24 protein-coding genes are annotated in these 26448 nt (G+C 40.1%); 3 read left to right on the plus strand and 21 right to left on the minus strand.

From position 1 onward, the window contains the following. Positions 1-56 precede the first annotated feature (56 nt). The 5 genes from E7L28_RS06325 to E7L28_RS06345 all read right to left on the minus strand — a co-directional run bounded on the left by E7L28_RS06325 (position 57) and on the right by E7L28_RS06345 (position 5891). The gene (locus E7L28_RS06325; RefSeq protein ID WP_004695003.1) at positions 57-833 is read right to left on the minus strand and encodes an HAD family hydrolase; all 777 of its coding nucleotides are present in this window, start codon (positions 831-833) and stop codon (positions 57-59) included. Between the two features lie 8 nt (positions 834-841). Continuing rightward, positions 842-1078: a DUF1653 domain-containing protein gene (locus tag E7L28_RS06330; protein ID WP_004698254.1), complete on the minus strand. Its 237-nt coding sequence runs from the start codon at positions 1076-1078 to the stop codon at positions 842-844. A 44-nt stretch (positions 1079-1122) separates the two neighbouring features. Further along, a complete protein-coding gene (locus E7L28_RS06335) occupies positions 1123-2196 on the minus strand; it encodes an iron-containing alcohol dehydrogenase family protein (protein WP_008602376.1) in 1074 nt (357 codons plus the stop codon). A 149-nt stretch (positions 2197-2345) separates the two neighbouring features. Continuing rightward, positions 2346-3677: a branched-chain amino acid transport system II carrier protein gene (gene brnQ / locus E7L28_RS06340; RefSeq protein WP_008602374.1), complete on the minus strand. Its 1332-nt coding sequence runs from the start codon at positions 3675-3677 to the stop codon at positions 2346-2348. 210 nt (positions 3678-3887) lie between these two features. After that, entirely contained in the window at positions 3888-5891 is a 2004-nt protein-coding gene (locus E7L28_RS06345) for a molybdopterin-containing oxidoreductase family protein (RefSeq protein ID WP_316692179.1), read from the minus strand. A gap of 580 nt (positions 5892-6471) precedes the next feature. On the opposite strand from E7L28_RS06345, the gene E7L28_RS06350 reads away from it, so the two are divergent. Continuing rightward, positions 6472-7611 (plus strand): Ldh family oxidoreductase, encoded by a 1140-nt coding sequence (locus E7L28_RS06350; protein ID WP_004698291.1) that lies wholly within the window; start codon positions 6472-6474, stop codon positions 7609-7611. Between the two features lie 295 nt (positions 7612-7906). Continuing rightward, the gene (locus E7L28_RS06355) at positions 7907-9544 is read left to right on the plus strand and encodes an L-lactate permease (RefSeq protein ID WP_008602367.1); all 1638 of its coding nucleotides are present in this window, start codon (positions 7907-7909) and stop codon (positions 9542-9544) included. 144 nt (positions 9545-9688) lie between these two features. Here the strand turns inward: E7L28_RS06355 and E7L28_RS06360 are convergent, their stop codons facing one another. Next, positions 9689-9949 carry a PepSY domain-containing protein gene (locus E7L28_RS06360; protein ID WP_316708913.1) on the minus strand — a complete coding sequence of 87 codons (261 nt, stop codon included), beginning with the start codon at positions 9947-9949 and terminating at the stop codon, positions 9689-9691. Between the two features lie 243 nt (positions 9950-10192). Between E7L28_RS06360 and E7L28_RS06365 the strand changes: the two genes are divergently transcribed. After that, positions 10193-11380, plus strand: coding sequence for a multidrug effflux MFS transporter (locus tag E7L28_RS06365; protein ID WP_004698123.1), 1188 nt, complete (start codon positions 10193-10195; stop codon positions 11378-11380). A 709-nt stretch (positions 11381-12089) separates the two neighbouring features. Here E7L28_RS06365 and E7L28_RS06370 read toward each other — a convergent pair. From E7L28_RS06370 to E7L28_RS06440, 15 genes are all read right to left on the minus strand, one after another. Further along, positions 12090-16346 (minus strand): acyl-CoA dehydratase activase-related protein, encoded by a 4257-nt coding sequence (locus E7L28_RS06370; protein ID WP_316691753.1) that lies wholly within the window; start codon positions 16344-16346, stop codon positions 12090-12092. Between the two features lie 470 nt (positions 16347-16816). Continuing rightward, complete coding sequence (locus tag E7L28_RS06375) at positions 16817-17935, minus strand: 1-propanol dehydrogenase PduQ (RefSeq protein WP_316603834.1); 1119 nt, start codon at positions 17933-17935, stop codon at positions 16817-16819. Positions 17936-17946: 11 nt separating this feature from the next. Next, complete coding sequence (locus E7L28_RS06380; RefSeq protein ID WP_269450558.1) at positions 17947-19380, minus strand: aldehyde dehydrogenase family protein; 1434 nt, start codon at positions 19378-19380, stop codon at positions 17947-17949. A 128-nt stretch (positions 19381-19508) separates the two neighbouring features. Further along, positions 19509-19775 (minus strand): EutN/CcmL family microcompartment protein, encoded by a 267-nt coding sequence (locus tag E7L28_RS06385; RefSeq protein WP_024066335.1) that lies wholly within the window; start codon positions 19773-19775, stop codon positions 19509-19511. Next, positions 19762-20253, minus strand: coding sequence for a PduM family microcompartment protein (gene pduM / locus E7L28_RS06390; protein ID WP_024066334.1), 492 nt, complete (start codon positions 20251-20253; stop codon positions 19762-19764). The genes E7L28_RS06385 and pduM overlap by 14 nt, the downstream gene beginning before the upstream one ends. A 1-nt stretch (position 20254) precedes the next feature. Further along, a complete protein-coding gene (eutJ, locus tag E7L28_RS06395; protein ID WP_316055629.1) occupies positions 20255-21094 on the minus strand; it encodes an ethanolamine utilization protein EutJ in 840 nt (279 codons plus the stop codon). 10 nt (positions 21095-21104) lie between these two features. Further along, a complete protein-coding gene (gene pduL / locus E7L28_RS06400) occupies positions 21105-21725 on the minus strand; it encodes a phosphate propanoyltransferase (RefSeq protein WP_316055468.1) in 621 nt (206 codons plus the stop codon). Between the two features lie 6 nt (positions 21726-21731). Further along, positions 21732-22007 carry a propanediol utilization microcompartment protein PduA gene (gene pduA, locus E7L28_RS06405; RefSeq protein WP_005385294.1) on the minus strand — a complete coding sequence of 92 codons (276 nt, stop codon included), beginning with the start codon at positions 22005-22007 and terminating at the stop codon, positions 21732-21734. A gap of 26 nt (positions 22008-22033) precedes the next feature. Further along, entirely contained in the window at positions 22034-22477 is a 444-nt protein-coding gene (locus E7L28_RS06410) for a BMC domain-containing protein (protein ID WP_316055469.1), read from the minus strand. Positions 22478-22616: 139 nt separating this feature from the next. Further along, entirely contained in the window at positions 22617-23459 is an 843-nt protein-coding gene (pduB, locus tag E7L28_RS06415; protein WP_178885595.1) for a propanediol utilization microcompartment protein PduB, read from the minus strand. A 2-nt stretch (positions 23460-23461) separates the two neighbouring features. Then, a complete protein-coding gene (gene pduA, locus E7L28_RS06420; protein ID WP_008602344.1) occupies positions 23462-23743 on the minus strand; it encodes a propanediol utilization microcompartment protein PduA in 282 nt (93 codons plus the stop codon). A gap of 44 nt (positions 23744-23787) precedes the next feature. After that, complete coding sequence (locus E7L28_RS06425; RefSeq protein WP_119208955.1) at positions 23788-24795, minus strand: nicotinate-nucleotide--dimethylbenzimidazole phosphoribosyltransferase; 1008 nt, start codon at positions 24793-24795, stop codon at positions 23788-23790. Between the two features lie 18 nt (positions 24796-24813). Then, positions 24814-25254 carry a EutP/PduV family microcompartment system protein gene (locus E7L28_RS06430; RefSeq protein ID WP_129823408.1) on the minus strand — a complete coding sequence of 147 codons (441 nt, stop codon included), beginning with the start codon at positions 25252-25254 and terminating at the stop codon, positions 24814-24816. Between the two features lie 13 nt (positions 25255-25267). After that, positions 25268-25630, minus strand: coding sequence for an ethanolamine utilization microcompartment protein EutS (gene eutS / locus E7L28_RS06435; RefSeq protein ID WP_038117203.1), 363 nt, complete (start codon positions 25628-25630; stop codon positions 25268-25270). An 85-nt stretch (positions 25631-25715) separates the two neighbouring features. Next, entirely contained in the window at positions 25716-26438 is a 723-nt protein-coding gene (locus E7L28_RS06440; RefSeq protein ID WP_316603835.1) for an MIP/aquaporin family protein, read from the minus strand. Between the last annotated feature and the right edge of the window lie 10 nt (positions 26439-26448).

Genomic DNA, 26448 nt, shown 5'->3' on the forward strand with positions numbered 1-26448 from the left:
GCTACAAAAATAAATCTTCATATAAGCTTCACCTAACTTAGAGGAATTATCAATAATTAATCGATCCATTTAAAATGCTTACACGCATTATAAATGCCATCTTTATCACAGTCTGTAGTAATATAATCAGCCTTTGCTTTTAATTCAGGGCGCGCATTACCCATAGCAATATTTAACCACTCAGGTCTAAACATAGACAAATCATTATACCCATCACCAAATACAACAGCTTGATTTGGCTTCATTCCAAAGTGTTCAAGCATATTACGAATACCCAACGCCTTTTCCATAGGCTCATATAGAACACAGCCATCACCATAACGAATGAGCTTATGTGTCATATGCTCGATATCCTTCTCCTCTTCCTCTCCTTCCTTGAAAAACACATAAATCTTATAAAATTCTTCAACACTATGAAAATCAAAATTAGGGTCTACAGTTGTTTTAAACACATCCCAATTGGGATGCCACTCTAAAATTTCCTTATACGGCGTAATACGACCGAGTTTATTGCGGTCAGTTACGGCCCAAGGAATATTATGTGATTCTAAATACTCTAAATATTTAATACATGCATCACGATCCATACCTATCATAGATACCAATTCATTATTAACAGTGATACTGTGACCACCATCTGCTACAAAATCAGTAAGGCCCGCTTGCTCTGCAAAACGCTTAGCATCCACTTGAATACGACCAGTTGCTAAGGCTACACGGTGACCACGACGCTTTAACTCATCTAAACTGTATTGAGCACTTTCAGGGATTTTACCTTCAGGCCATACAGCTAAAGTATTATCAATATCGAAAAAGAAAAACTTCTGCTCCACGGCCCCTCCTAATCACGTCCACTCATTAACTTAAACCGTTCTTTTTGTTTTACATCTGGATATTTTTCATGGTCCACATCACTCAAAAACATATCTAGTGGTCGTACATATAAGTCACGTTGATCATATAATTTTTGATATACCACGAACTGTTCACTCGTTTCCGAATGAGTTGCAACATCTAACACGTAATAGTACATGCCTTTAAAATGACGATATAAGCCACCCTTTACAATTTCTTGCATTTATAACCTCATCACATAACATACACAAATAGTTACAAACCATATTAATCAAGAGATTCCATATATTGAATAGCCTTAGTCAACATATCTGCTGTAATTTTATATGGAGATACATCAATATCATGAACAGATGTAGCCTTTTCAACAATTCGAGGAATATGCGATGCAGTAAGATCTAATTGTGAAAGTTTAGTAGGCCAACCTAATTCGCGATATACTGGCAACCACCGTTGTAACTCATCCATTTGTTGGTCAACGGTTAACAAAATAAGTAAGCCATAAGCTACTATTTCACCATGCAAATGATTTTCTTCTGTTTCTTTATTAGTAACACAGCCATAACATACAGCATGAGCCATGTTGCTATTATATGCCATAGGAACACAACCTGATACAACACCGGTAGTAAAGATAACAGTCATAGCAATGGTATCAAAGGCATCACTACGTTTATTAGCTTGACTATCTTTATAGGCTTGTATACCATGTGCTAAAATTGGTTCACTACACATAGAAGCTAGAGTAAGGCCTAACTGAGTATTATAGTCTTGCTCGCGACTGCGAGCAGAAAGATGAGTTTCATAGTGTTTTGCAATAGTATCTCCCATTCCTGCCCACAAGTAACGGCTTGGTGCTTCTACGAGAATATCAGCATCAATAAAGCAGTGCACAGGAGGATGATTTACAAAAGCTACGTCATCAAAAGTATGATCTGCCGTGTATACAGCTGCCACTTCTGACGTTGCCGCACAAGTAGACGCAATGGTTGGAATTGTAAAGAATGGTTTATCATCTAACTCTATAGCTACTACTTTTACCGTATCCATGGCCTTACCACCACCAACAGCAAACAAAAAGTCCGCATCTTTTACAGATGCCATTTGTGCAATTTCCTTGCCTCGAGCAAAAGTACACTCTCCACCAAAGTGGATAATATCTAGCACCTTAATCCCCGCTTTATCAAGCACTGGACGAATGTGTGGCAAAGCTTTAGAAAGAGCTGTTTCGCCACCGATGATAGCTACAGACTTGCCATATAATTTTGTAAACTTTGGAATAGCGTCAAATACATCATGACCTCCAAAACTATAACTAGGTAAACAATGAGTACTACGCATAAAATTTCCTTCCTTCTTTTATCATTTATATCCTTATTTATCCTTATTATAGAAACTTCTACACACAAAATCAATTTTATATGACAACAATCAAAACATAAAAAGGCTCTATACTCTCACAAAATGAAAGCATAGAGCCTTTATCTTTATTACTTATTATCGGAAGCAAGACCTTTATGGATAAGACCCACAACAAAGCCTAATACCGCAAAGCTTACCCAGCCCATACCAGCACTTTGGAATGGAATATATTGAGCAAAGAGCTGTTCCAAAGCTATAGGTGCAATACCTGCAGTCTCAAGACCAGTCATAAGAGCAGAGATCATTGTGAACGCTACAGTCCATGCATATACGCAACGACGACCACCGAACACATTATGAAGAAGTGCCAACAAAATGATTACGATAGTCAACGGATACAAGAGCATCAACACAGGGATTGCTGCACTGATGATTGTTTTCAAGCCAAACATACTAAGGCCAAAGGCCGCTAGAGAGAAAATTACTACATATAATTTGTAACTAATCTTTGGAGTCAGCTTGTGGAAATACGTACCGCAAGAAGTGATAAGACCAATACTTGTAGACAAGCAAGCTAGCAGCACGATGATAGCCAAGATGATTTGACCGAACTCACCAAACAAATAGTTAGCACTTACGGACAATACAGGAGCCCCTGTCTCGAACAAACCAAAGCGTTCAACACTTGTAGCACCAATATTAGCGATAAATACATACACGATACCAAGAAGGCCTACCGCAATTGCACCTACCTCCATTACTGTTTTTGTAATCACAGCACGAGATGTAGCACCACTGAGGCGTACAAAATCGATTACAAGAATAGCAAATACTACGGAAGCTAAGGCATCCATTGTATTGTAGCCATCTAAGAAGCCTTGTAACACAGCCGTTGGTGCATCACCATATGCCGGTTGTGGTGCCGCATACCCACCAAGTGGAGTAATAAAAGATTTAACAATCAACAACAGAATTACAAGAAGTAAAGCTGGTGTCAAAATATTACCGATACGGTTAACAAGTTTTTGTGGACTAATAGATAACCACAAAGAAATACCAAAGAATAATGCCAAGAAAATTGGTTCCATATTCATGCTTAAACCTTCAGCAAAAGGTTTAATTGCGATTTCATAAGCTACAGTACCAGTACGCGGCGTCGCAAACATTGGTCCAATACTCAAGTAAAGAGAAATAGTATACAACAAGCCATAAATCGGATGAACACGGCTTGCTAGTTCTTCAACATCTTTACAGGAAGAATAGCCCATTGCTGCAACACCTAAGAGTGGAAGTCCTACACCAGTTAACACAAAGCCAAGCAAAGCCCAACCTACATTATCACCAGCTTGTTGACCTAAGGCCGCTGGGAAGATCAAGTTCCCTGCCCCAAAGAATAGGGCAAATAACATCATGCCTATAGCCAGATAAGCACGGGTCGACAGATTGTCGTTACCATTCATAAATGTAACCCCCTTTAGGTTATATAAAAATAATATTACTATTATAATCTAAAGGGGCTAGAGTATACAAGAAAAATATCCTCACTATTCTATATCCGTATAATGTTATTCCCATAAGTAAAAGAATTTAATTTTTAAATATAGCTGTAAAAGCATGTGACATCACACATCTTATACATATTCGTTCATCATATGGTAATAAACTATTATCTATGAAAAGTTTCTTATATGAACTTGCACATCATAGAAGGTACTACCCCACCCTTGATCTGTGGGACGAGCTGCGGTAAGCGCATTAATTGCCACGTGAGGATCACTCGATTGAGATTGCCACCATACACCTAGTGTTACCAATGTCCCTCTCTGTACTTCATCATCGTGGTATGCTTTAATTTTTACACTGCCACGATCGTTATAAATTTCTACCTCAGACCCATCACTTATATTATAAATTTTTGCATCTTCAGGATGAATGCGAAGTTTCATCAACTCAGGATCATCAAACTCTAATTCACAGAAACTGGAGTCCAATATCCGAATATCATTGCCAATTATGAGCCAAAACGGTGCATTGTCACCATAAGGAGGCATATACCGAATTAATGGTTCTACATCCTGCGGATTATATAATTCAATTTTTCCAGACGGTGTTTTGAAATCCATCTTATAACTTTCAGGTACCGTCATCTCCACAGGCTCACCTGTTAGAATCAAATCTTGGTCACTCTTGGATATACGACTCGAAGTGTGCACAATTTGTTCAATAAGCTCTCTTTCACTAAGGTTAAAGAATGCATCCTCCAACCCCATACGTTTTGCTAACTCGGCGATAACTTGCCAATTGGAACGAGACTCCCCAACTGGATCAATCAATTTGTAACCCGTACCAATTGTGTAATGACCATAAGAATTATAAATATCATCATGCTCTACAGATGTTGTGGCCGGCAAAATAATATCCGCATATTTACAGGTATCCGTAAAAAAACGCTCATGCACAATTGTGAATAAGTCATTACGCATCAAACCTTTACGAACCACATTTTGATTAGGTGCTGTAATAGCAGGATTTGAGGAAAACACATATAAGCTATGAACGCCAACTCCTTCGGAATTTGTAAGCATCTCCCCAAGTTTAATCATAGGCATCAATCGTTTAGCTGGCGCATGAACATGAGCCTGTTGCATCACATCTTTGCCAATAAATTTACTACCACTAGCACTCGACAACAATCCACCCCCAGGATATTGCCATGCTCCAACCACAGCAGGCAAGGCATTAATAGCACGGCATGTCATAGCACCATTACCATATCGAGACAAACCACTGCCGAGACGGATAAACGGCGCTTTTGATGTAGCGTAAGCATGAGCGAACTCAGTCATACGATCCACGGAAACACCACAAATATCAGATGCTTTCTCCGGCGTAAAATTAAGCAACACCTCTTTTACCAGCTCATCGTAGCCTTGGACATGTTCCTTAATAAAATCTGTATCCGCCAAACCGTCACGATGAATGATATGGAGCATACCTAATGCTAGCGCTCCATCACTACCTGGTTTAACGTAAATATGCTCATGAGCTTGGCTAAAAGTATAGGTTTTATGAGTATCGATAATCCAAACGCGGGTACCATTCTTTTTTGCTATGTTCACATCGTGTAAAATATGAACATCTGTAGCTGTCGCATTTATCCCCCACAAGACAATACAATCACTATGTTGCGCCTCTTGTGGTTTAATACCTAATGTTTCACCATAAACGGACCGGAACCCCGCTTGTTTAGCAGGAGAGCAAATACCTCGATCTTGGTCTGTAGCACCAATACGGCGAAAAAAATAATCTGCTGCAGGACTCTGAATAACCCCCATTGTTCCTGCATAAGAGTAACGCAAAATACTTTCACTGCCATAAGTATCAATAGTTTCTTTGAAATTATTGACAATTGCATCAAGGGCTTCATCCCAACTAATACGAGTGTACTGAGCTTCACCAATTCCCTTTTTACCGACACGCTTCATAGGGTACTTCAAGCGCAACGGAGAATGGATTACTTTTTCATAATGTGCCATCTTAGGGCATAGTGTACCTCTTGTGAAAGCATGTGCTCTATCCCCTCGAACAGATATTACTTTATTATTATCGACTGATACAATGAGTCCGCATGCATCAGGACAATCGTAAGGGCATACAGATTTATATTCTTTCATGATAAGCACCTCGCTTATAAATTGTATAAACTATAGGATGTATATTTATATTATATTATAGTATGACTCGTATAAGTATAACCTTTTGCACATATTCTGAATTAAAAAGGTTTTAGAATTGATTATTTTATGTATATCAATGCATTCAATTATCACATTACATTTATGACCTCATCATTTATTTTGATATATATAGTTAAACATTTCAAGTTTTATCGATATCTATCCATTATCATTCTTGTCCAATGCCTAAACAGATATACTAATAAGTTCTATAAAAATACCAAAATTCTTCAAAAAAATCATGTAATCATTACTAAAAGTCATAACCATATAGTTTTAGGTATAATCAGACATTTTAATAGTGTCGTATAGATTATGTGACAAAAATCACCGGTACGTATGCGTATTTAGTAATGTCGTTCAGACTGTAAGACTATTCAATCTCACTTGTTTCTGTGCTATACTGACAGTGTCATTTGAGAGGATATAGAACTCACAAGAAATCATTTTGAATTCATGGTTATCTAATGTGAAGTAGCTATATCAGGTACATATTTTCTGAAAAGAGGTTTTAACGATGGCAGACGCAAAAAACACTGTGTTATTCCCTTATGAAACACTAAAAAAATTGAGCATGGACGCTTTCCAAAAATTTGGTTTCTCCGAAAAAGAAGCTGACATCATCCAAGACGTACTTTTGACTTCTGACTTGTTCGGTATTCAAAGCCATGGTATGCAACGTATGGTTCGTTACCATAAAGGTATCACTAATGGCTTGATTAAAATCGACGCTAAACCTGAAATCGTAAAAGAAACTCCAATTTCTGCAGTTATCGACGGTCATGACGGCATGGGTCAATTATTGGGTCATAAAGCTATGGAAATGGCTATCGAAAAAGCTAAAAAATCCGGTGTTGGTATCGTATCTGTACGTAACTCCAACCACTACGGTATCGCTGGTTACTATGCTAAAATGGCATCCGACCAAGGCTTAATCGGTTTCTCTTGTACAAACTCCGAAGCAATCATGGTTCCTACATATGCTCGTAAAGCTATGCTTGGTTCTAACCCTATCGCTTGGACTGTACCAGCTGATCCAGTTGACTTCTTCTTCGATTGCTCCACTACAGTAGTAACTCGTGGTAAACTTGAAATGTACAACAAAATGGGCAAAGCTACTCCAGATGGCTGGGCTGTTAATAAAGACGGCGTTCCTTCCACTGATGCAGCTGAAGTATTGGGCAACATCTCCCGTCATGAAGGTGGCGGTATCCTTCCTTTAGGTGGTGCTACAGAAGTTCTTGGCGGTCACAAAGGTTATGGTAACGGCATGATTGCTGAGTTGTTCTCCTCTATCTTGTCCCAAGGTGGTACTTCCAACAAATGTATGGTTGGTGGTAAATCCAACATCTGTCATGGCTTCATGGCTATCAACCCTGAATTCTTCGGTGACCCTGCGGAAATCAAAAAACACTTCTCCCAATTCTTACAAGAATTACGTGAAGCACCTAAAGCTCAAGGTCAAGATCGTATCTATACTCATGGCGAAAAAGAACATGAATCCGTTGAAAAAGTTAAAGCTGAAGGCATCCCTGTACTTAACGGTACAATGCTTGAAGTTCAAGACCTTTGCAATGAATTAGGTCTAGACTTCAAATCCTACTTCGGCGATTATGTACCAGAAGCTCCTGCTACAATGTTCAAAGGTAACTACTAATACCTAAACTTAGTAATGGCCCTAACAAGGACTTGTAGTTAGTACAGAAGGGGACATAAACACTGTTTATGTCCCCTCTCTTATGTTTTTAACCTCATAGGCTATGAGGTTAAAAAATTTTATGTACTATATCAATTTTTATGATAAGTATATCTGTTATTTTATTGTAAGCTTTTATTTTAACTGAACTTTTACAAATTAACATCATAGCGATTTATTCATCAATTAAATTGATTAAACTACGTCGTCCTGTTGAGCATATATTTTTGTTTTACTTGAAAGGATGATCTTAGAAATGAGTGCTATCACCGTTCTATTAGCGCTATCTCCAATCATTTGGTTGATTGTAGCGTTATCCATCTTGAAATTACCTGCATGGCAAGCAACAAGTGTTGCTGCGATTGGTTCTTTCATTATCGCTATTACAGCATTCCAAGCTGACCCATTTATTATGGTCACTGGTGCCCTTGAAGGTGCCGCATTGGCAATCTGGCCAATCCTATTAGTTATTACAGCTGCTATCTTCGTTTATAACTTGGTAGTACATACGAAAGCAATGGAAACTATTAAAACCATGCTTTCTTCTGTAACATCTGATACTCGTGTACTTGCATTACTACTTGCATGGGGCTTTGGTGCCTTCATGGAAGGTATGGCTGGCTTCGGTACTGCCGTTGCAATTCCTGCAGCTATGATGGTTGCCGTAGGTTTTGACCCACTTAAATCTATCATCGCATGTCTCGTTGCAAACTCCGTACCAACAACATTTGGTTCTATCGGGATTCCAACAACTACATTGGCATCCTTAACAAACCTTGATCCAAGCCATTTAGGTACATTCATTTCCGTACAATTGTTCTTGCTTAACCTTATCGCTCCATTCTTTGTTGTTATGATTATTGGTGGCGGTATTAAAGCGTTAAAAGGCGTATTCCTTGTAACATTGCTTTCTGGTTTAGCATTAGCAGTTCCTGAAACTGTAATCAACGCTGTAATGGGTCCAGAATTATCCGTAATTTCTGCATCCATCGTTATCATGGCAGTTATCATTGGTTGTGCAAAAATCATGCCTCCTAATGATCCTAAATACGCAGTTAAACAAACTGGCGAAGTCCCTAAAGTTTCTGGTGGCGAAGGCCTTGTAGCTGCAATGCCATTCATCTTAATCTTCGTATTATTGTTATTAACTTCTAAATTGTTCCCTGCAATTAATGGTCCTCTTGCGTCCATTAAAACATCTGTACCTATTTATCAAGGTGCTGGTGCAAAACCTTACACATTCGTATGGATTGCAACTCCTGGTATTATGATTTTTATCGCTGGTATTGTTGGTGGTTTCATCCAAAAAGCAAAAGCTGGCGAAATCTTCGGTACATTGGGTAGCACAGTTAAAAACTTGAAATTCACATACCTTACAATCATCACAGTTGTTATGACAGCTAAATTGATGACTTACTCTGGTATGACTGCAGACATTGCAAAAGCAATGGTTGCTGGTACAGGTACATTGTATCCTCTATTCGCTCCTATCGTGGGTGCGTTGGGTGCATTCTTAACTGGTTCTGGTACAAACTCCAACGTATTGTTTGGTCCACTTCAAATCGCTGCAGCTCAAGGTTTAGATCCTACAAACTTCGAAGACCTTGGCTTCTGGTTGGCAGCAGTTAACTCCGGTGCAGCTGGTATCGGCAAAATGTTGTCCCCACAATCCATCGCGATTTCTATTGGTGCCGTAGGACCTGCTTTAAAAGCATACCTAGAAAACCACAAAGAAATCAGTGCTGAAGAAGCTCATAAACTAGAACATGAAATCGAAGCAAGCGTTATCATGAACAGCGCATTCAAATACTTTATTGTATTCATCGTTATGCATGGTTGTATCTCCTTCTTCGGTCAACATTTCATCCATGAAATTCACCACTTCTTCTTCTAAGAACTGGTAACAATACAAAAAAGAACAGCTTTTCACGAGCTGTTCTTTTTTTGTTGCCACATATGAGAATACTACATATAACATGGCTTAATGATAATACAGTTTAGAGTTCACTAATTTGCTATAAATAATTGTAACAATCTATTAATAAGCCGCTTGCTCTACTTCCCATTTAGTAAAGGTCCCAGTATCTGTATCAATTTCAAAATCATATTCATAACCGTTATAATGTATTTCACCTTCATACTCTAAACGGCCATTCTCATAATCACGATTGAATTCAGTTACATTTGCAACTGTTGCACCCGGCACACGTGCTAAGGCGCTTTGAACAGCCTCATCAGAACTAATTGCTTCTACAGATGAAATCGTAGCTGTCCCGATTACTACTATTGCAGCTAACACAAAACCTTTTAGTAAATATTTCATATAATTCTCCCATCTCCAATAAACACATTGATATTTTTAGATATAATTAATATACTAATTGTAATCTATAAATAGAGATATAGCAAAGTCAATATTTCATATAGATATTTTTTCTCAATCATGGTAAAATACATCGTATCAAATAGAAAAAATTAAATGCAGTCTGCGAAGTGCGATTCGCAGACTTTTATTTTTCTCACTTTAGTATAGGAGGGTTTTATGACTCAAGAAAATTCTGCTAAGGTCTCTTTCATCTTAGTAGTATTCCTTGGTCTGTTGACAGCCATCACACCACTTGCAACAGATTTATATTTACCAGCATTACCAATTATGCCTAGTGAACTAAATACATCTGCATCAAATATTCAAATGACCATTGGTGTGATGACTTTTGGTGTTGCATTAGGTCAATTATTTGGAGGTCCTATTAGTGATACTATGGGCCGCAAGTTGCCTCTTATAACAGGCAACTTACTTTGCGTTATCTCTAGCATAATCTGTGCTTATGCACCAAGCATTGAAATACTTTTACTAGGACGCTTTCTACAAGGTTTAACAGGATCTGTGGGCGTTGTAATTGCTAAGGCCATCGCTCGAGATTTTGCATTTGGTCAAGAATTGACTAAACTCTTTGCATTGCTCATGATGGTTAACGGTTTGGCGCCAGTAATCGCTCCGCTCATCGGAGGTCAATTATTACTATTCACTACATGGCGCGTTATCTTCGTTATTTTAGCAATATTTTCTGCTATTCTATTAGTGGGATCTCTTCTCTTCCGTGAAAGCTTACCTAAAGAAAAACGCGTTACAGGTGGCGTTGCAACTGCTACAAAGAACTACATTACGCTTATTAAAGATAAGCGATTCCTTGGGCAAACACTAATCCAATTCTTTGCTTTTGGTGGATTCTTTGCGTATATCTCAGGTTCATCCTTTGTATACCAAAACATCTTCCAACTATCTGCACAAGAATTTAGCTATCTCTTTGGTATCAATAGCTGTGGTATTATCTTAGCTAGTGCCATAAGCGCTAGATTAAGTAATGTAATCACAGTTCGACAATTACTAACATTTGCCCTCTGGCAACTAACAATCGGCTCCTTGCTATTCTTAATAGCTATGCTTTTCGAATGGCCACTTATTCCTGTAACGGCCATTCTATTCTTTACCGTATGTACAGTATCCCTATTTGGCTCTGCCTCTTTCTCTATGGCAATGGCTAAATACGGTAAAATGGCTGGAAGTGCCTCTGCAGTACTTGGCTTTGCTAGCATGTTCTCTGCAGGAATCGTATCTCCATTAGTTGGTATTGGTGGGGAATATACGGGGATTCCCATGGGGATTACAATGCTAGTATGTGCAGTGCTTTCCTTATTGTGCCTATATGGTTTGGTAGAAAAAGATTAATCTCTTTTACACATTTGTATAAGCCCCACAATGGGGCCCGACTACAACAAAATAATATTAGTATATAAATAAGATACCCCTTTCCTTGCTCAGTACTTCGTAAAATCGCTTCGGAAAGGGGTATCGTATTTATATTAACATTATCTATAGAGGCGTCCCATTGTTGGGCTTTACAAGCATATTTCAAAATAGATTAATTCTTTAACTCTACAAACACCTAGGCATAATAACGAAAACCACCTACACAACTGATTGTAGGAGAAAGGAGATGTGCCATAGGCACATCTCCACATTTCTTCCCCCTCCTCTATCCAGTTATATTTTCAATGGGACATCTTCATAATTAGCGTATATAGAAAAGAATACAGCCCTCTCTGCAGCGATTTTACGGAACGTAGTGACGTACTGAGCCAAGAGAGGGCTGTATTTTTTCTATACTAGTAATATGCAGTTGTATTCGGGCCCCATTATAAAATGTAAGGGACCTTATCGCTTATTCACTAAATTCCATCCCAACTTCTCCCCACTGCACTAGTTATATTTTCAATGGGACCGCTTCATAACAGGTGTATATAGAAAAGAACACAGCCCTCTCTGCAGCGATTTTACGAAGCGTAGCGCCGTACTGAGCCAAGAGAGGGCTGTGTTTTTTCTATACTAGTGTTATGTAGTTGTCACGGGGCCCCATTGAAAATATAACAGAGCACCCTTATTCAAACATTGTCGATAGTAGTAGTTTCAATCGGTTTGCTTGGTTAACCGCACTGGATCCTGGATCGTAGTCGATAGCTGCGATTCGCACGTCTGGGTAGGCAGCGGATAGTGTTTTTACCATGCCTTTACCTGTTACGTGGTTTGGTAAACATCCAAATGGTTGTAAGCATACGATTTGTTTAGCCCCTTTTTCGATGAGGTCAATCATATCGCCTGTGAGGAACCAGCCTTCACCACATTGGTTACCAAGTCCGATGAATTGAGCTGCTTCTTTCGCTACTTCTGTCATACGTTGTAACGGGTCAAAGTGTTTTGACGCTGCTACGGCTTTTGCATATGGCAAGCGGTAGAGTTCAAGGGCTTCACGAGCCAATGTACCGAAGAAGCCAGATAGCCATGTACCATCAAGGTGCTTAGCACGGTATGTGCTATCCATTGCACAATACAAGAAGAAATCTAGCAAGCCAGATGTAACGACTTCGCCGCCTTCCTTTTCAATGAGCTCATTAATATGATTGTTAGCACTTGGATGGAATTTAACGTAAATTTCCCCTACAACGCCAACACGAGGTTTCTGTACATCCTTGTTGACTGGCAAGTTATCAAAGTCATGAATGATTTCTTTAATATACTTGTTGTATTGACGAAGGCTTGCAGATGTAATGTTTTCACGGAGCTTTTTAAGCCAGTAATCACATAATGCATCGGTAGAACCAGGATTTGTCTCGTATGGCCGTGTGGCAAGAACACATTGCATGAGCGCATCACCGTATACAACAGCTTGAATCATGCGATGCAAGAAGCCTTTTGTCAACTTAAAGCCTGGTTGACGTTCCATATCACTCGCATTGAGAGATAGGATTGGTACTTGTTTCATACCCGCATCAATTAATGCTTTACGTAAGTAACCGATGTAGTTTGTAGCACGACACCCACCACCAGTTTGAGAGATGATAACAGCCGTCTTATCTACATCATATTTACCGGATAACAGTGCGGACATGAGCTGTCCTACAACGATAATCGCTGGGTAACATGCATCATTATTGATATATTTCAAGCCCACTTCAATATCGTCACGTGTTGGAGCTGGCAACATTTCAAAATTGTAACCTTCATGTTGAAGAACAGGCTCTAAAAGGCTGAAATGCAATGGTGACATTTGTGGCACCAAGATTTTATAAGTCTTACGCATTTCTTCTGTGAAGACAACGCGATTGTAATCGTAAGTTGGTAATTTCTCTACCACTATTTCTTCCGGCGCCTCAGGATTATGATGACGACGCAAGCTACGTTCCATTACAGATTGCAAGGAACGCAAACGGATTGTCACGGCTCCAAGGTTTGTACCTTCATCGATTTTGAGCAAGGTATGGATTTTGTGATTTGCTGAAAGTATATCTTTTACCTGATCTGCTACGATGGAATCGAGGCCACATCCAAAGGAGTTAAGCTCTACAATTTGGAATCCTTCAGTTCTACTTACGAATTCAGCGGCACGATATAGGCGACTATGGTAGGACCATTGGTCTACAACACGTAAATGCTTGATTTCATTGCCTAATGGTGCAACGCCATCTTCTGTAAGAACAGCCATACCAAGAGATGTGATAAGTTCAGGAATACCGTGGTTAATACCGGAGTCCAAATGATATGGACGGCCAGCCAATACGATTGTAGGAATTTGTTCTGCCACTAGGCGAGACACGGTTTTCTTTGTCGTTTCACGGTAAGACGCTTTACAGTTTTCCTGCTCTTCCCAAGCGAGGTCTACAGCCTTAGCAATATCCTTCTTCTTTAAGCCTAAGAAATCCAATGCTTTCACAAGAGCCGGAACAAGGGATTTTTTATCAGCTAGCGGCAAGAATGGTGCGTGGAACGGAGTATCGCCCAAAACCTCTTGCATATTATTTTTGATAAGTTCTGGATAGGAAATAACCATTGGACAATGGTAATTATTGTCGCGGCTAAATTCCTTAGGGCCATGTTGAATACAAGGGTACCAAATAAAGTCTACCTGTGCATTCGCTAAGTCGCGAATGTGACCATGAACAGCCTTTGCTGGATAGCAAGCCGTATCGGATGGAATCGTATCGATAGCCTTATTGTATTGATCCTTAGTCGTATAATCTGAAAGGATTACTTCATAACCCAAGCTATTGAAGAATGTAAACCAGAATGGGAAGTCCTCATACATGTTGAGAACGCGAGGAATCCCTACACGCATTTTACCTTCAAACTCTGGAATGTTTTTCTTCAAGTAGTAATCAAAGTAACGACGTAATTTTACATCTACCAAGTTAGGAACTGGTTTACGTTTCTCTTGGATCATATCGCCAGCACCGCGATCACAACGGTTGCCCGTTACGTACGTACGACCATCGGAGAAGGCGTTAATAGTAAGCATGCAGTTATTTGGGCAAAGGCCACAATTGCGCATTGTCGTAGATACTTGTAAAGAATTAAGGCCTTCACTATCTAGCAATGTACTTTCACCCTTTTGCAACTCTTCCGCCGTTTCCGCGGCAAGAAGAGCCATACCGTATGCCCCCATCAAACCAGATACATCAGGGCGAATCACCTCTACGCCCATCAATTTCTCAAAGGCACGCAAAACAGATTCGTTATAGAACGTACCACCTTGTACAACGATATGATCGCCTAATTCTTTAGGGTCTTTCACCTTGAGAACCTTATAAAGGGCATTTTTAATTACAGAATAAGCAAGACCTGCCGCGATATCTTGTACCGTAGCACCTTCTTTTTGAGCCTGCTTAACCTTAGAGTTCATAAATACGGTACAACGAGAGCCTAAGTCGATTGGCATAGGTGCCAATAACCCTTCTTTTGCGAATTGATCGATTGGAATTCGTAGACCAGATGCAAATGTATCAATGAAAGAGCCGCAACCAGATGAGCAAGCTTCGTTCAACACGATATCTTCGATATACCCATCACGAACCTTACAGCATTTCATATCTTGACCGCCAATATCCAAAATAAAGGATACATCAGGACAGAAGAATCGAGCCGCACGATAATGAGCCATCGTTTCTACTTCGCCTATATCGATGCCGAGGGCGCGTTTAAGAAAGGCCTCACCGTAGCCGGTTACGCCAGAGTGTGCAATATAAGCACCTTTAGGCAATAATGTATAAATCTGCTCGATAATTTCACGAGATTTTTCTAATGGTTTACCATGATTAGGACCATAGTGGGAGAAGATAATTTCCTTATTACTATTAATGAGTACTACCTTTAGCGTAGTAGAACCAGCATCAATCCCAAGATAACAAGGACCTTGAGCATCCTCAATATTCGCTTTTGGCGTTACCGCCTTAGCGTGACGAGCACGAAATTCTTCTAATTCTTGTTCATTCTTAAATAGCGGATCGACACGGTCTGTAGCTTCCATAGGAATACCGATAAGTGCACCGATTTCCTTTGTCAATTGACCGACAGTGATCTCACGGCACTCATCTTTCATCAATGCCGCCCCTAAAGCAATGAACAACTCACCATTCTCAGGGATAATGCGATGCGCTTCATCCAACTCTAAAGTATCGCAGAAGCATTGGCGCAACTCGGATAAGAATGTCAATGGACCGCCAAGGAATGCTACATTACCTTCGATTTTATGTCCGCATGCAAGGCCAGCAATCGTTTGGTTTACAATTGCTTGGAATACGGATTTTGCAATATTTTCATGAGATGCGCCTTGATTTAACAAAGCTTGTACATCTGTTTTAGCAAATACGCCACAACGTGCCGCAATTGGATAAATCGTATCAGCATTCATGGCTAATTGATTAAGACCAGATGCATCTGTCTGCAATAAGGTCGCCATTTGGTCGATAAAAGCACCCGTACCACCAGCACAGGAACCATTCATACGGTGTTCCGCAGTTTGACCTAAATACGTAACCTTCGCATCTTCACCACCAAGTTCGATGATAACGTCTGTTTCTGGATAGAGGGCTTTTACAGCTCGCGTTTCAGCAATCACCTCTTGTACGAATGGGATGCGCACCTTTTCGGCCATAGCCATCCCACCAGAACCAGTAATACATACATGAACAAGAGCGTCTTCATGACCAACTTGAGCCTCTTGTAGCAAGGTATATACTGTGTCCAATATGTTTGCATAATGGCGTATGTACTTTTTATACAAATAATTATCGTGTTCGTCTAATAGTACAACTTTAACAGTTGTAGAGCCCACGTCAATACCCATGCGTAGCATGTGTTGCATAAATACCTCTCTTTTCAAAAAACGTATGACCACACAAGATCATACTCATATTGTGAAAGTAGTACATTGAGCATGAATCTAAAATATAATGCACCAAACATCTAATTAAACTTAGATAAGGATAGACTTTCACAAAAACATCTAATTTTTTAAATATCCTATACATATTATACAACAAATGTAGATAAAATCTATGTTTTTCTATATTCCAATGAGTTATATGGAATATGACTAAACTTGAATAACACCTCTACATCAAGATAGGATGTAAAATTGATTATATCATTCTAAGATGAAAAAAGGTGTACCTAATAGCACATAACTTAAGCAATAAATAGGTAAATATTATTTCTATTTCAATTAACAAGAATAAGGGGATACAAAAAGAGGCTTCTATGAAATCATGGAAGCCTCTTGTATTTGTATTGTTCATTATATACTTTTGAGTTTTATTATTCACTCTATATAGGTTACAAAACCTTTTTATATAATCCGATAAGATCATCATGGTTAGCTGGGTATGGATTAAATCTATAACACATATCCTCTAGTGCTCTATCTGCCATGAGGTTAAGTTTTGGTTCAGATGTAGCCTTATCTACACCAAATTCACTCAGTGTCATTGGACATTCTAAAGTTCGTTGTAGTTTTACAATCGCCTCTAGTAATGCACCTATTTTATCTCCATCGGATGCTTTATGCGATGCAAAGCCCAACTTAGCAGATAGATGGGCATATTTCTTGGCCACCTCTTGGTTACGAGAGCAATTAAATCCAATCACATAAAGCAAAAGCATACTGTTAGCTAGTCCATGAGGTACATGAAATTGCCCACCCAACTGATGTGCCATGGCATGAACGAGACCCACGCCAGCCTTGTTAAAGGAAAGTCCTGCAAGGCATGATGCTTCGTGCATTGACATGCGATCTTGGTCTGTGGCTGTTGGCTTATAACATTTTGGTAGGTATTCAAAGACAAGCTCTATCGCTTGTTGTGCCAATGCGTCAGTAAAATTATTTGCCGCCGTTGCTACATAGGCTTCAAGCGCATGAACAAGAACATCCATACCGCTAAAAGCAGTAACATTTGGAGGCGATGTTTTTACAAATAATGGCGTTAATAATGCTTCATCTGGTGATACCGCATCATCCATAAGAGGATATTTAATTTGTGTTTCGCTATCTGTAAGAACAGCAAAAGAGGTCACTTCTGATCCAGTTCCACTAGTAGTAGGAACAGCAATAAAGGATTTGATATCCATATGCTTTAACTTACGACCAAAGTAAGCAATGCCCTTACTCATATCGATACAGGAGCCCCCACCTATGGCAATGATTACAGTTGGTTTAATGCCTTCCATAAACTCAATACCCTTTACTACATGCGTAATTGGTGGATCAGGTACCACATCAGTGTAGATGGTTACCTTATTTTTACTGTCCATTAACCCCATCACATACGTAAGGCTTGGAGAATCTTTTAAAAATGGATCGCATATGATAAGGATAGATTCATTAGAAAATGCTGTAAGACGATTTAACGAATCTGTCCCTGCATAAATCTGGGTTGGAAAAGTCCATTTATTCATATGCTCACCACCTATCGAATATTAAATCCTGTTGTTAAGCAACATCTACGACGTCGTGCAAAGCAACGAGCCGATGTAGTAGATTCCCCAGTAGGTGTAGCAATTGTAAAGGTTGTCGTACCCTCACCACTAAATCCAAGCCCTGCATAGGACGGACCATTCTTAACAAAAATGGAAGTTTTCATTTTACGAGCCATCCGGTTGAGGCGTTCCATATTCAAGGAATGCATTGTGGCCGTATGATGTAAGCCTGCTTCTAACATCAAGCATACATCAAGACCTTCGTCAAAGCTATCTACTGTAACAACAGGTAAAATAGGCATTAACATCTCAATTACTGCAAAGGGATGATTTTTTGGAGCCCGCATGATAATTAACCGTGGATCACCATTGTACGGAATATGTGCTGCATCAAGAATAACGCTTGCATTTTTACCGACAAATTTTTTATTTGGTGTCCCATTCGGCAACACTGTTAAATCGACTAGGCGTTGAATATCCTGTTGATTTTCAACGAGAATACAACCTGCTTTTACCATTTCTTGAACTAGCTGTGGCTCAATTTGACGCATGGCTACAACGCTCTTTTCAGCGATACATAGAATATTATTATCTAGACTAGCGCCGAGAACAATATCTTGAGCGGCCTTTTTAATATCTGCCGTTTCATCTACAAAGGCCGGTGGATTGCCTGCACCAGCACCGATAACCTTTTTACCACTTTGAAGCGCTTGTTTTACTACGCCAGGACCTCCAGTAACAACTAATAGGCTCACATCTGGATGTAGCATCATCTCTTGAGCAGACTCAATAGATGGCTCTCGAAGTGTAACAATAAGGTTTTCAATGCCAATCGATTTAGCAATAACTTGATTGAGCTCACTAACAAGCTCTCGACTCAAATTCTTGGCGCCTGGATGAACGCTAAAGAATATAGCATTTCCGGCCGCCAGCATACCGATGGAATTACATATTAATGTTTCTGCCGGATTCGTACTTGGCGTTATAGCACCGATGACACCATAGGCTGATAATTCATATAATGTCATACCATTATCACCAGTTTCACACTCTGTAACAAGGTCTTCTACGCCCGGTGTTTTATTTAGTGTAAGGTTTAATTTTAGTACTTTATCCGCAACGCGACCCATCCCCGTTTCGTCAACGGTTTTCTGAGCCAACTCTTGCACTCGTGGACGCATAGCAGCACGGATGTCTGCTATTACCTTTTCACGGGTTGCCAAGGTACAATCTTCAAAGCGTGCTTGCGCTGCTTTTGCAGCTTGAATTGCTTCATCAACCGTATCAAACACACCTGGCTCAACTTGACCTCTAGGCGCTTGTTTAATAGGTTGTGATGAGGCCATTTCTTGCTTTTGCCCCTGTAATATATCTATAACCATGGAGCGGATCATTTCTTTCAACTGTGTATTGTTTTCCATCATGAACCTCCATATAGGTTGCATTGCTGATGCAATGACCATGTCAACTAACGGTGTCCACAATCAAGGATACATTCATGATGTGACACAATAACTAGGTTTAACTCTGGCACCAGCTATTTCCTATACAATTATTTTTCAAAACTATCAATAATACCCACAATAGCGCAATCTACTGCGGTGCCTTTATCATCTTCGAAAATATGCCGTGCCGATGAGCCTCGAGTTAGAAGCACATATTCACCTTCACCAGCACATACTGTATCGACGGCGATTTCTATGCGCCCCGTCAACTCTTGTTCTCCATCGAGAATATCTACCATCATCAGTTTCATTCCCTTTAGAGATTCATGCTTTTGAGTAGATACGATACTACCCACAACTTTACCGACTTGCATACTTCTCGTTCCCTTCAATTATTGTGATACCTAAGCGCTCGATTTCATCTCGAGCAGCCATGGTGAACCGTTGTCCCCTATATATGACGATAATAGACTGACTTTCACAAGATCTAACAAAAGAGGTCGTTATCCACGCTTGATGACTGGCATATATAGGACGACCAAATTTATCTAGAAATTTGATAGGCCAATCTAGAATGACTGATGGATTCATCAACGAGGTTACAGGAACTGCTAGGTGTATCGTCACCTCACAGTCATACGCTAATGCACGATGTAAATAGGCAACCCAAGGCACCAATGTATCGCACATTAACTCTCGTAAATGACCATAATCTATACCAGCGAAAGAAATGAGTTGGTTCTGCAACAATATATGCTCATCATAGCTATTGCACTCTGTGACCATAAAAGTAGCAGTGGATGTCATGCGCTTTTCTAGGCGTTCTAGCACCAGTTTAACTAATGCATCCATATTAATGCTCACTTCCCATGGCAATCCCTAAGGGCGTTACAAACTCTGGGTATAATGGCTTATCTACGGATAATCCTATATATTGACTGAAAGTTTTTGTAAACTCCTCAAAATTAGAAGCACCACCTACAACAACAATAGGAGTCCCCTTTTCATAGCCACCCTCTTGTAACGCACGCTTAGAAATAGCTGCCATTTTTTCAACCACAGGCCGTATGGTTGCATATACATCGCGTTTATTCGCTTCATTGCGCTTATAAGCTTCCGCTTCAGGAATAGAGATGCCATAGGCCCCGCTAATAACAAGATTCATATGGGTGCCTCCTGTAGGCTCATCTACGGTATATACAACTCGGCCATCTTTTAAAATGCTTATGCCCGTAGTACCACCTCCGACGTCGATAACAGCGCCATCGGTGATTCCGAGCACATTAGCAGCAGCGGTAGGCTCGTCTAAAATGCAGGTTACTTCAAAACCGGCACTTTCAAGAACATGACCTACTACCTCTTTATTCTTGCCTATCGTTCCAGGTGGAACAGCTGCTGCGGCATATACAAGCTCTGTGCATAAGGCGGCTTCCGCCTTAGCCTTTAAAGCTCTCGTAATTGTAACAGCTCCCACATAGTCAACTACAAGGCCATCTCGAATAGATTCGTTGTATTCAAAAGCACCATATATAGGTTTACCTTTATCGTTTACTACGGATAGGACAATAGATGATGTACCAAGGTCAATGCCTACGCGTAAATTCTTTTGATTATGAGAGCTCACTTGTTTGGACTCTACAAGATCAGAGAACTCTTGCAAGGTATTATTTGCCTTTTTCAAACCTTTCATCATATCACCTACTTTACTGTACAATTCTCGCCATCACTGTACCTTGTACATTGGCAGCGTTTGCCTCATCTGTATCAATATGGAGTTCTAGGACAAAACCGGGTACGGCTCGAACGATGACATCACCAAATACAGTGGTGCGCTCTGGCGTTTGAAGTTCAACATTAACGCTATCGCCATCGTTTACATTAAGCCGTTTTGCATCATCAGGTGACATATGAATATGTCGTTTTGCAACGATGCAAATAGGTTTTGTAATTTCCCCATTTTCAGTACATAGAGTAATCTCTACGGCTGATTCTAAATGACCAGATAGCACAATAGGAGGTTTTATACCCAATGTACGAGCATCGGTCAAAGATACCTCTACTTGTGACTGTTTTCTAAGAGGACCTAATACGCGGACGTTTTGAATGACCCCTTTAGGCCCCACTAAAGTAACCGTTTGTTCTGAAGCAAATTCTCCAGTTTGTTTTAAGTCACTTTTTTTAGTAATAGCCCGGTCAGGGAATAATATATCCCAGTCCTCCTGACATAGATGGACATGTCTATTGCTCACACCTACGGGAATGGACGATTCGAACATGGCTTCGATCACTTCTCGTACGATAGCACGAATCTGTTCCCGATCCATAAGCTATTATCCTTTCTTAGGTAAGATCAATTCTACATCGCTATGAGGGCGTGGAATTACATGAGTAGATACTACTTCACCTACTTTTTGTGCTGCTGCACAGCCTGCATCAACAGCTGCTTTTACAGCGCCTACATCACCGCGAACCATTACTGTTACAAGACCGGAACCGATTTTTTCAGTACCTTCTAATGTAACGTTAGCTGCTTTTACCATTGCGTCAGCCGCTTCAATTGCGCCTACTAAACCTTTTGTTTCTACCATGCCTAATGCGTTATTCATGATAATCTCCTTTATTATTTACTACTTTATTTCTTTTTAGTGTTTTTCTTTGGTGTTATTTTCTTTGTACCTGTTGATTTAGAACTTTTCGGTTCTATGATCTTAGATACTATCTCATCTAATACCTCAACAACCTTTTCATCTAATTGGGGTTTCTCTGTTTCATCAGCTACCTTAGCCGGCTTATCTGTAAAATCATCATTAAAGGATTCTACTAAGCCTTCTGCAGGTCGAGGAATTACTTTGTGAGCTACATACAAGTTCATACCTTTTGTAATCGCCACACCTGTTTGAACAGCTGCTTCAACAGCTGCCACATCACCAGTTACCTTTACGGTCATCCAGCCAAGACCTCTCGCCTTTTCTATTCCCATGAGCCGTACATTTGCAGCTTTAACCATTGCATCTGATGCGGTGATAGCCCCCAGCAAACCAGCTACTTCTAGTAACCCTAGTGAATCTTTCACCATGCCACCTCCCGACGTTTATTCCTTTGCTAATTCGCACCTAGAATTCATGCATTCCTATAATGTTAGCTACGTTGCATATCTACTAACATTTGACGAATCAAATATTTTAACTCTGGTTCTTGAGTCAAAATATCATTCATTAGATGATGTAAGCATTACCTTTGTTTTTAGGTCTTTCTCCCATAGTTTCTAGTAACGCTAACCCCACATCACGTGCTGCTTTTACAGCTTGTTTAACAGCGCCAGAGTCACCAGAAATTAGTAAAACAACTTCATTTGACATATCTGAGCTCGATGGAGACTGATAATCTACTACATCTACATTAGCTGATTTAACTGCTGTATCTGCCATAACTACACCTATTGCTGCTGGGGCACCTACTAATAACCCAAAGGCTTTACCTTCTGGTGTCCCAAAAGCAGTGACTAAGGCTTCTCCTGCACGCGCTGTATATTGCACCTCCACATGGCCTGCGTCATTCATATATACTTCGCCAAAGGTGCGTTCTAATTCACGTAATGCTACTTCCACAGAACGTCTTACATCGGATACGTCATCGCCACCAAATATGATAAGGGAACCAGAACCAGCGCCACCTTTCATATCACGGGCCAGTTCAATGCTAACAATCTCTGTATTCGTTGCTTTTACAGCTTCATCAGCGGCCATAATTTGCGGCCCTGCACCTGTACGTGAACCTAAGATACCGATGGATCGATATGACTTAGTGAGCTTCATAGCTTCCAATACTTGACTGTCTACATTAGCAATTACGAGACCAATTGTATCGCCTGTTGTAGTGCTACCTACGTGTTCAGTAATCATAGAAGTTTGTAGTTGACTTACAGCAGGTGAACTTACAGGTGCCGAAGCACATGATGCATTACTAGTCGCGCCTGAAGTTGTGCTTAAATCAGCACTATCGATACGCATCAATACGCGCTTTAAAATCTCATCTACCATACTTTTAGTATCGGCCATAATTATTCACCCTTTGTTGGTAAAATACCTTCTACATCTTTATGTGGTCTTGGAATTACATGAGTAGAGATAACAACACCTACCCGTTCTGCAGCAGCTGCACCTGCGTCTACAGCAGCTTTTACAGCACCTACATCACCACGAACCATAACAGTAACGAGACCAGAGCCAATTTTTTCATTGCCTACGAGTTCCACATTAGCTGCTTTAAGCATTGCATCAGCTGCTTCAATAGCGCCTACTAGACCCTTAGTTTCCACCATACCTAATGCTTCTTGTGTCATCTGTTTTCTCTCCTTTTACAAAACATAGAATAAAGATTACAAATTTATTTTTCTAATAGTTCCACCATAGTACCTATATTCATAAAGGCAAAGTGCGCTGTTTTAAGTAGTTGTACCATGAGTACAGCACCAGTACCTTCACCTAACGCCATTTGTCCATGGATTGGAACTTCATCAAGACGAATATTTGCATAAGCCAATGCTGCGGCCATCCCTACCTCGCGAGAATAATGAGATGGAATACCGTATAATGGAGCGTCTCCATTCATTTGAGTAGCACAAGCCATGGCAACGGCTGTAATATATCCATCGATTACAAATGGGATATGTAAGTCTGTACAAGCTACCATAGCACCTGTAATAGCGGCTATATCAAAGCCTCCTACGCGGCTAATTACCTCTTTAGGACTATTTAAGTGTCCCTTATGATGAGATAGTGCAGTACGTACAAACTCTCTTTTTTGATTCATGTACGCCTCTTCATCAGGGCCAGATCCAGGACCTACAGTTATCCGTGGGTCTAGTTTTGTAAGACCACTCAGAACAGCTGCTGAAGTAGTTGTATTACCAACACCCATTTCGCCAAAGGAAAATAGATTGATACCCGATTCTGCATAGTAAACAACTCGGTTATATCCAGCTTGGTATGCTAGGTCAAACTCTTCATCACTCATAGCAGCACCATCTAATATATTCTTTGTGCCTTGAGCTACCTTTCGATTGACTCCAATACCTTGTGGATAAGCAATGCCTACATCTACCACTTCATAAGGAATATGGTTAAAGATACAGTAATTAGCAACTGCACTTTTACCATCAATCATATTCTGAGACTGTTTACGAGTAATCTCATAGTTATAACCGATTAGACCATCTACGGAAATACCATTATCTGCAGAAAAGATAATATGCTGAGCCTGAATCTCAGGTTTCATATCTTGCCAAGCGAGACACATTTTTTTGAAATATCGTTCCCATAGACCCAAGCTTTTTGGAATGATCGCCTTATTTAAAATAAATTGATTAAGTTGTTCTTCAAACACTTTGTCCATGGAAAAACCTTCTTTCAACTAACCGTATATGTAGTTACATAATTGTTTTAACGACTCTTCGTCGTGAACTGATATTTCAAAAATATTAGTGGCTCCCGCTAGTTTAAGATTGCGCCGAGGCGCCTCAACATCTTTACCCGTGTCCACCTTTGATACAACCCCTATAACCTCGCGATTTAAGGAGTTTCCAAAGTTTGGTGGGAATATGGTTGTTTCATCACCTGCAGGAATCATGAAAATCACTACGTCCGCATCATAGGCGTGCAAGATAATGCCTCGATAGTAATTAGGATTCTCCATATATTCTCCAGGGGTATCGATGAAGTTTCCCACTCTCGTTATGGCTTGTGTCTTATGATACGTAGCCGAGCCATGAGTAATCGTATCTGCTAATGTGGTCTTACCACAACCGCTACGACCTACTAGAAGGATGCGTTTTTCTTTCTTTTCGGTGCTCATAATTACCCTTTCATTAGGATCTTGTTAAATCCGTTGGAAAGAATCCTAATATGCGTTGCAGACCTTCAATTACGCTGCGCAAAGCAGATTCAACAGCAGATACATCACCAGTTATGAGAAGTGCCCCCGAAAATCTATCGATGAAACCGATTTCGATATCACCAGATTTACTTGCAATATCGGCTGCAATAATGGTCCCTTCGCCAGGTGTTATGGTAAGAATTCCAATAGCATTGCGTCCTTTTTCCTCAAGCCCCATTTTTCTAAATAGATCTGGCTTAGGATTGGCAATAACATGAGCTATCGTAACCTGCTTTCCGGGTACAAACTCTTGAATGATGCGCTGTTTTGCATCAATTACCTCTTGAAAGGCCATATAATCTCCTCCTAATGTAATATGTATTCTTTAAACTATACTGACATGTTATAGTTTGTCGTTGTTTTATATACTCTAGCTATAGTTAAGGTGCCACTAATTGGAAGAACAACACAGCTAAACCTGCCCCAATCAATGGGCCAATAAATGGTACCCATGCATATTGCCAGTCCGCAGTTCCCTTATTAGGAATCGGTAATAAGAAATATGCTAACCGTGGACCAAAGTCACGGGCTGGATTTAATGCATATCCAGTAGTTGCACCAAAGGACATACCAATGGATGCTACCAAAATACCGATGACCATAGGTGCCAAACCATCCGCCATTTTGCCTAAGCAGAGAATTGCTAGCATAAACATAAATGTTGCTATAATTTCAGATAATAAATTGAAAGGTTTATTATCGATTGCTGGACCTGTTGCAAAAATCCCTACACAGTTTCCTTCGTCAGGACCGGTTACTTTAAAGTGTGGATAATAGAACAATGCAGCAATAGCAGCACCTGTAAAACCACCTGCAATTTGAGCTATAGACATTGGAATGACTTGATCCCAAGGGAATATACCTGCCACGGCAAGGGCAAAAGTAACGGCTGGATTCAAATGACCCGGGCCACCAAGTGTAATCCCTACATATACACCAAAGGCTACGGCAAATGCCCATCCGAAGATAATGTGTAGCCAGTTAGTACCAAAAATACTAACAATGGTTTTCTTTAACAAGATAGATGCATTGGTAGTATTACCAAATGCAATTAAAACGGCAGTACCAACAAACTCACTAATATACATTTGCGTTACGTCCATTGTTTTCACC

Source organism: Veillonella parvula (assembly GCF_032575955.1).
In the GTDB taxonomy this organism is placed as follows: Bacteria; Bacillota; Negativicutes; order Veillonellales; family Veillonellaceae; genus Veillonella; species Veillonella parvula_J.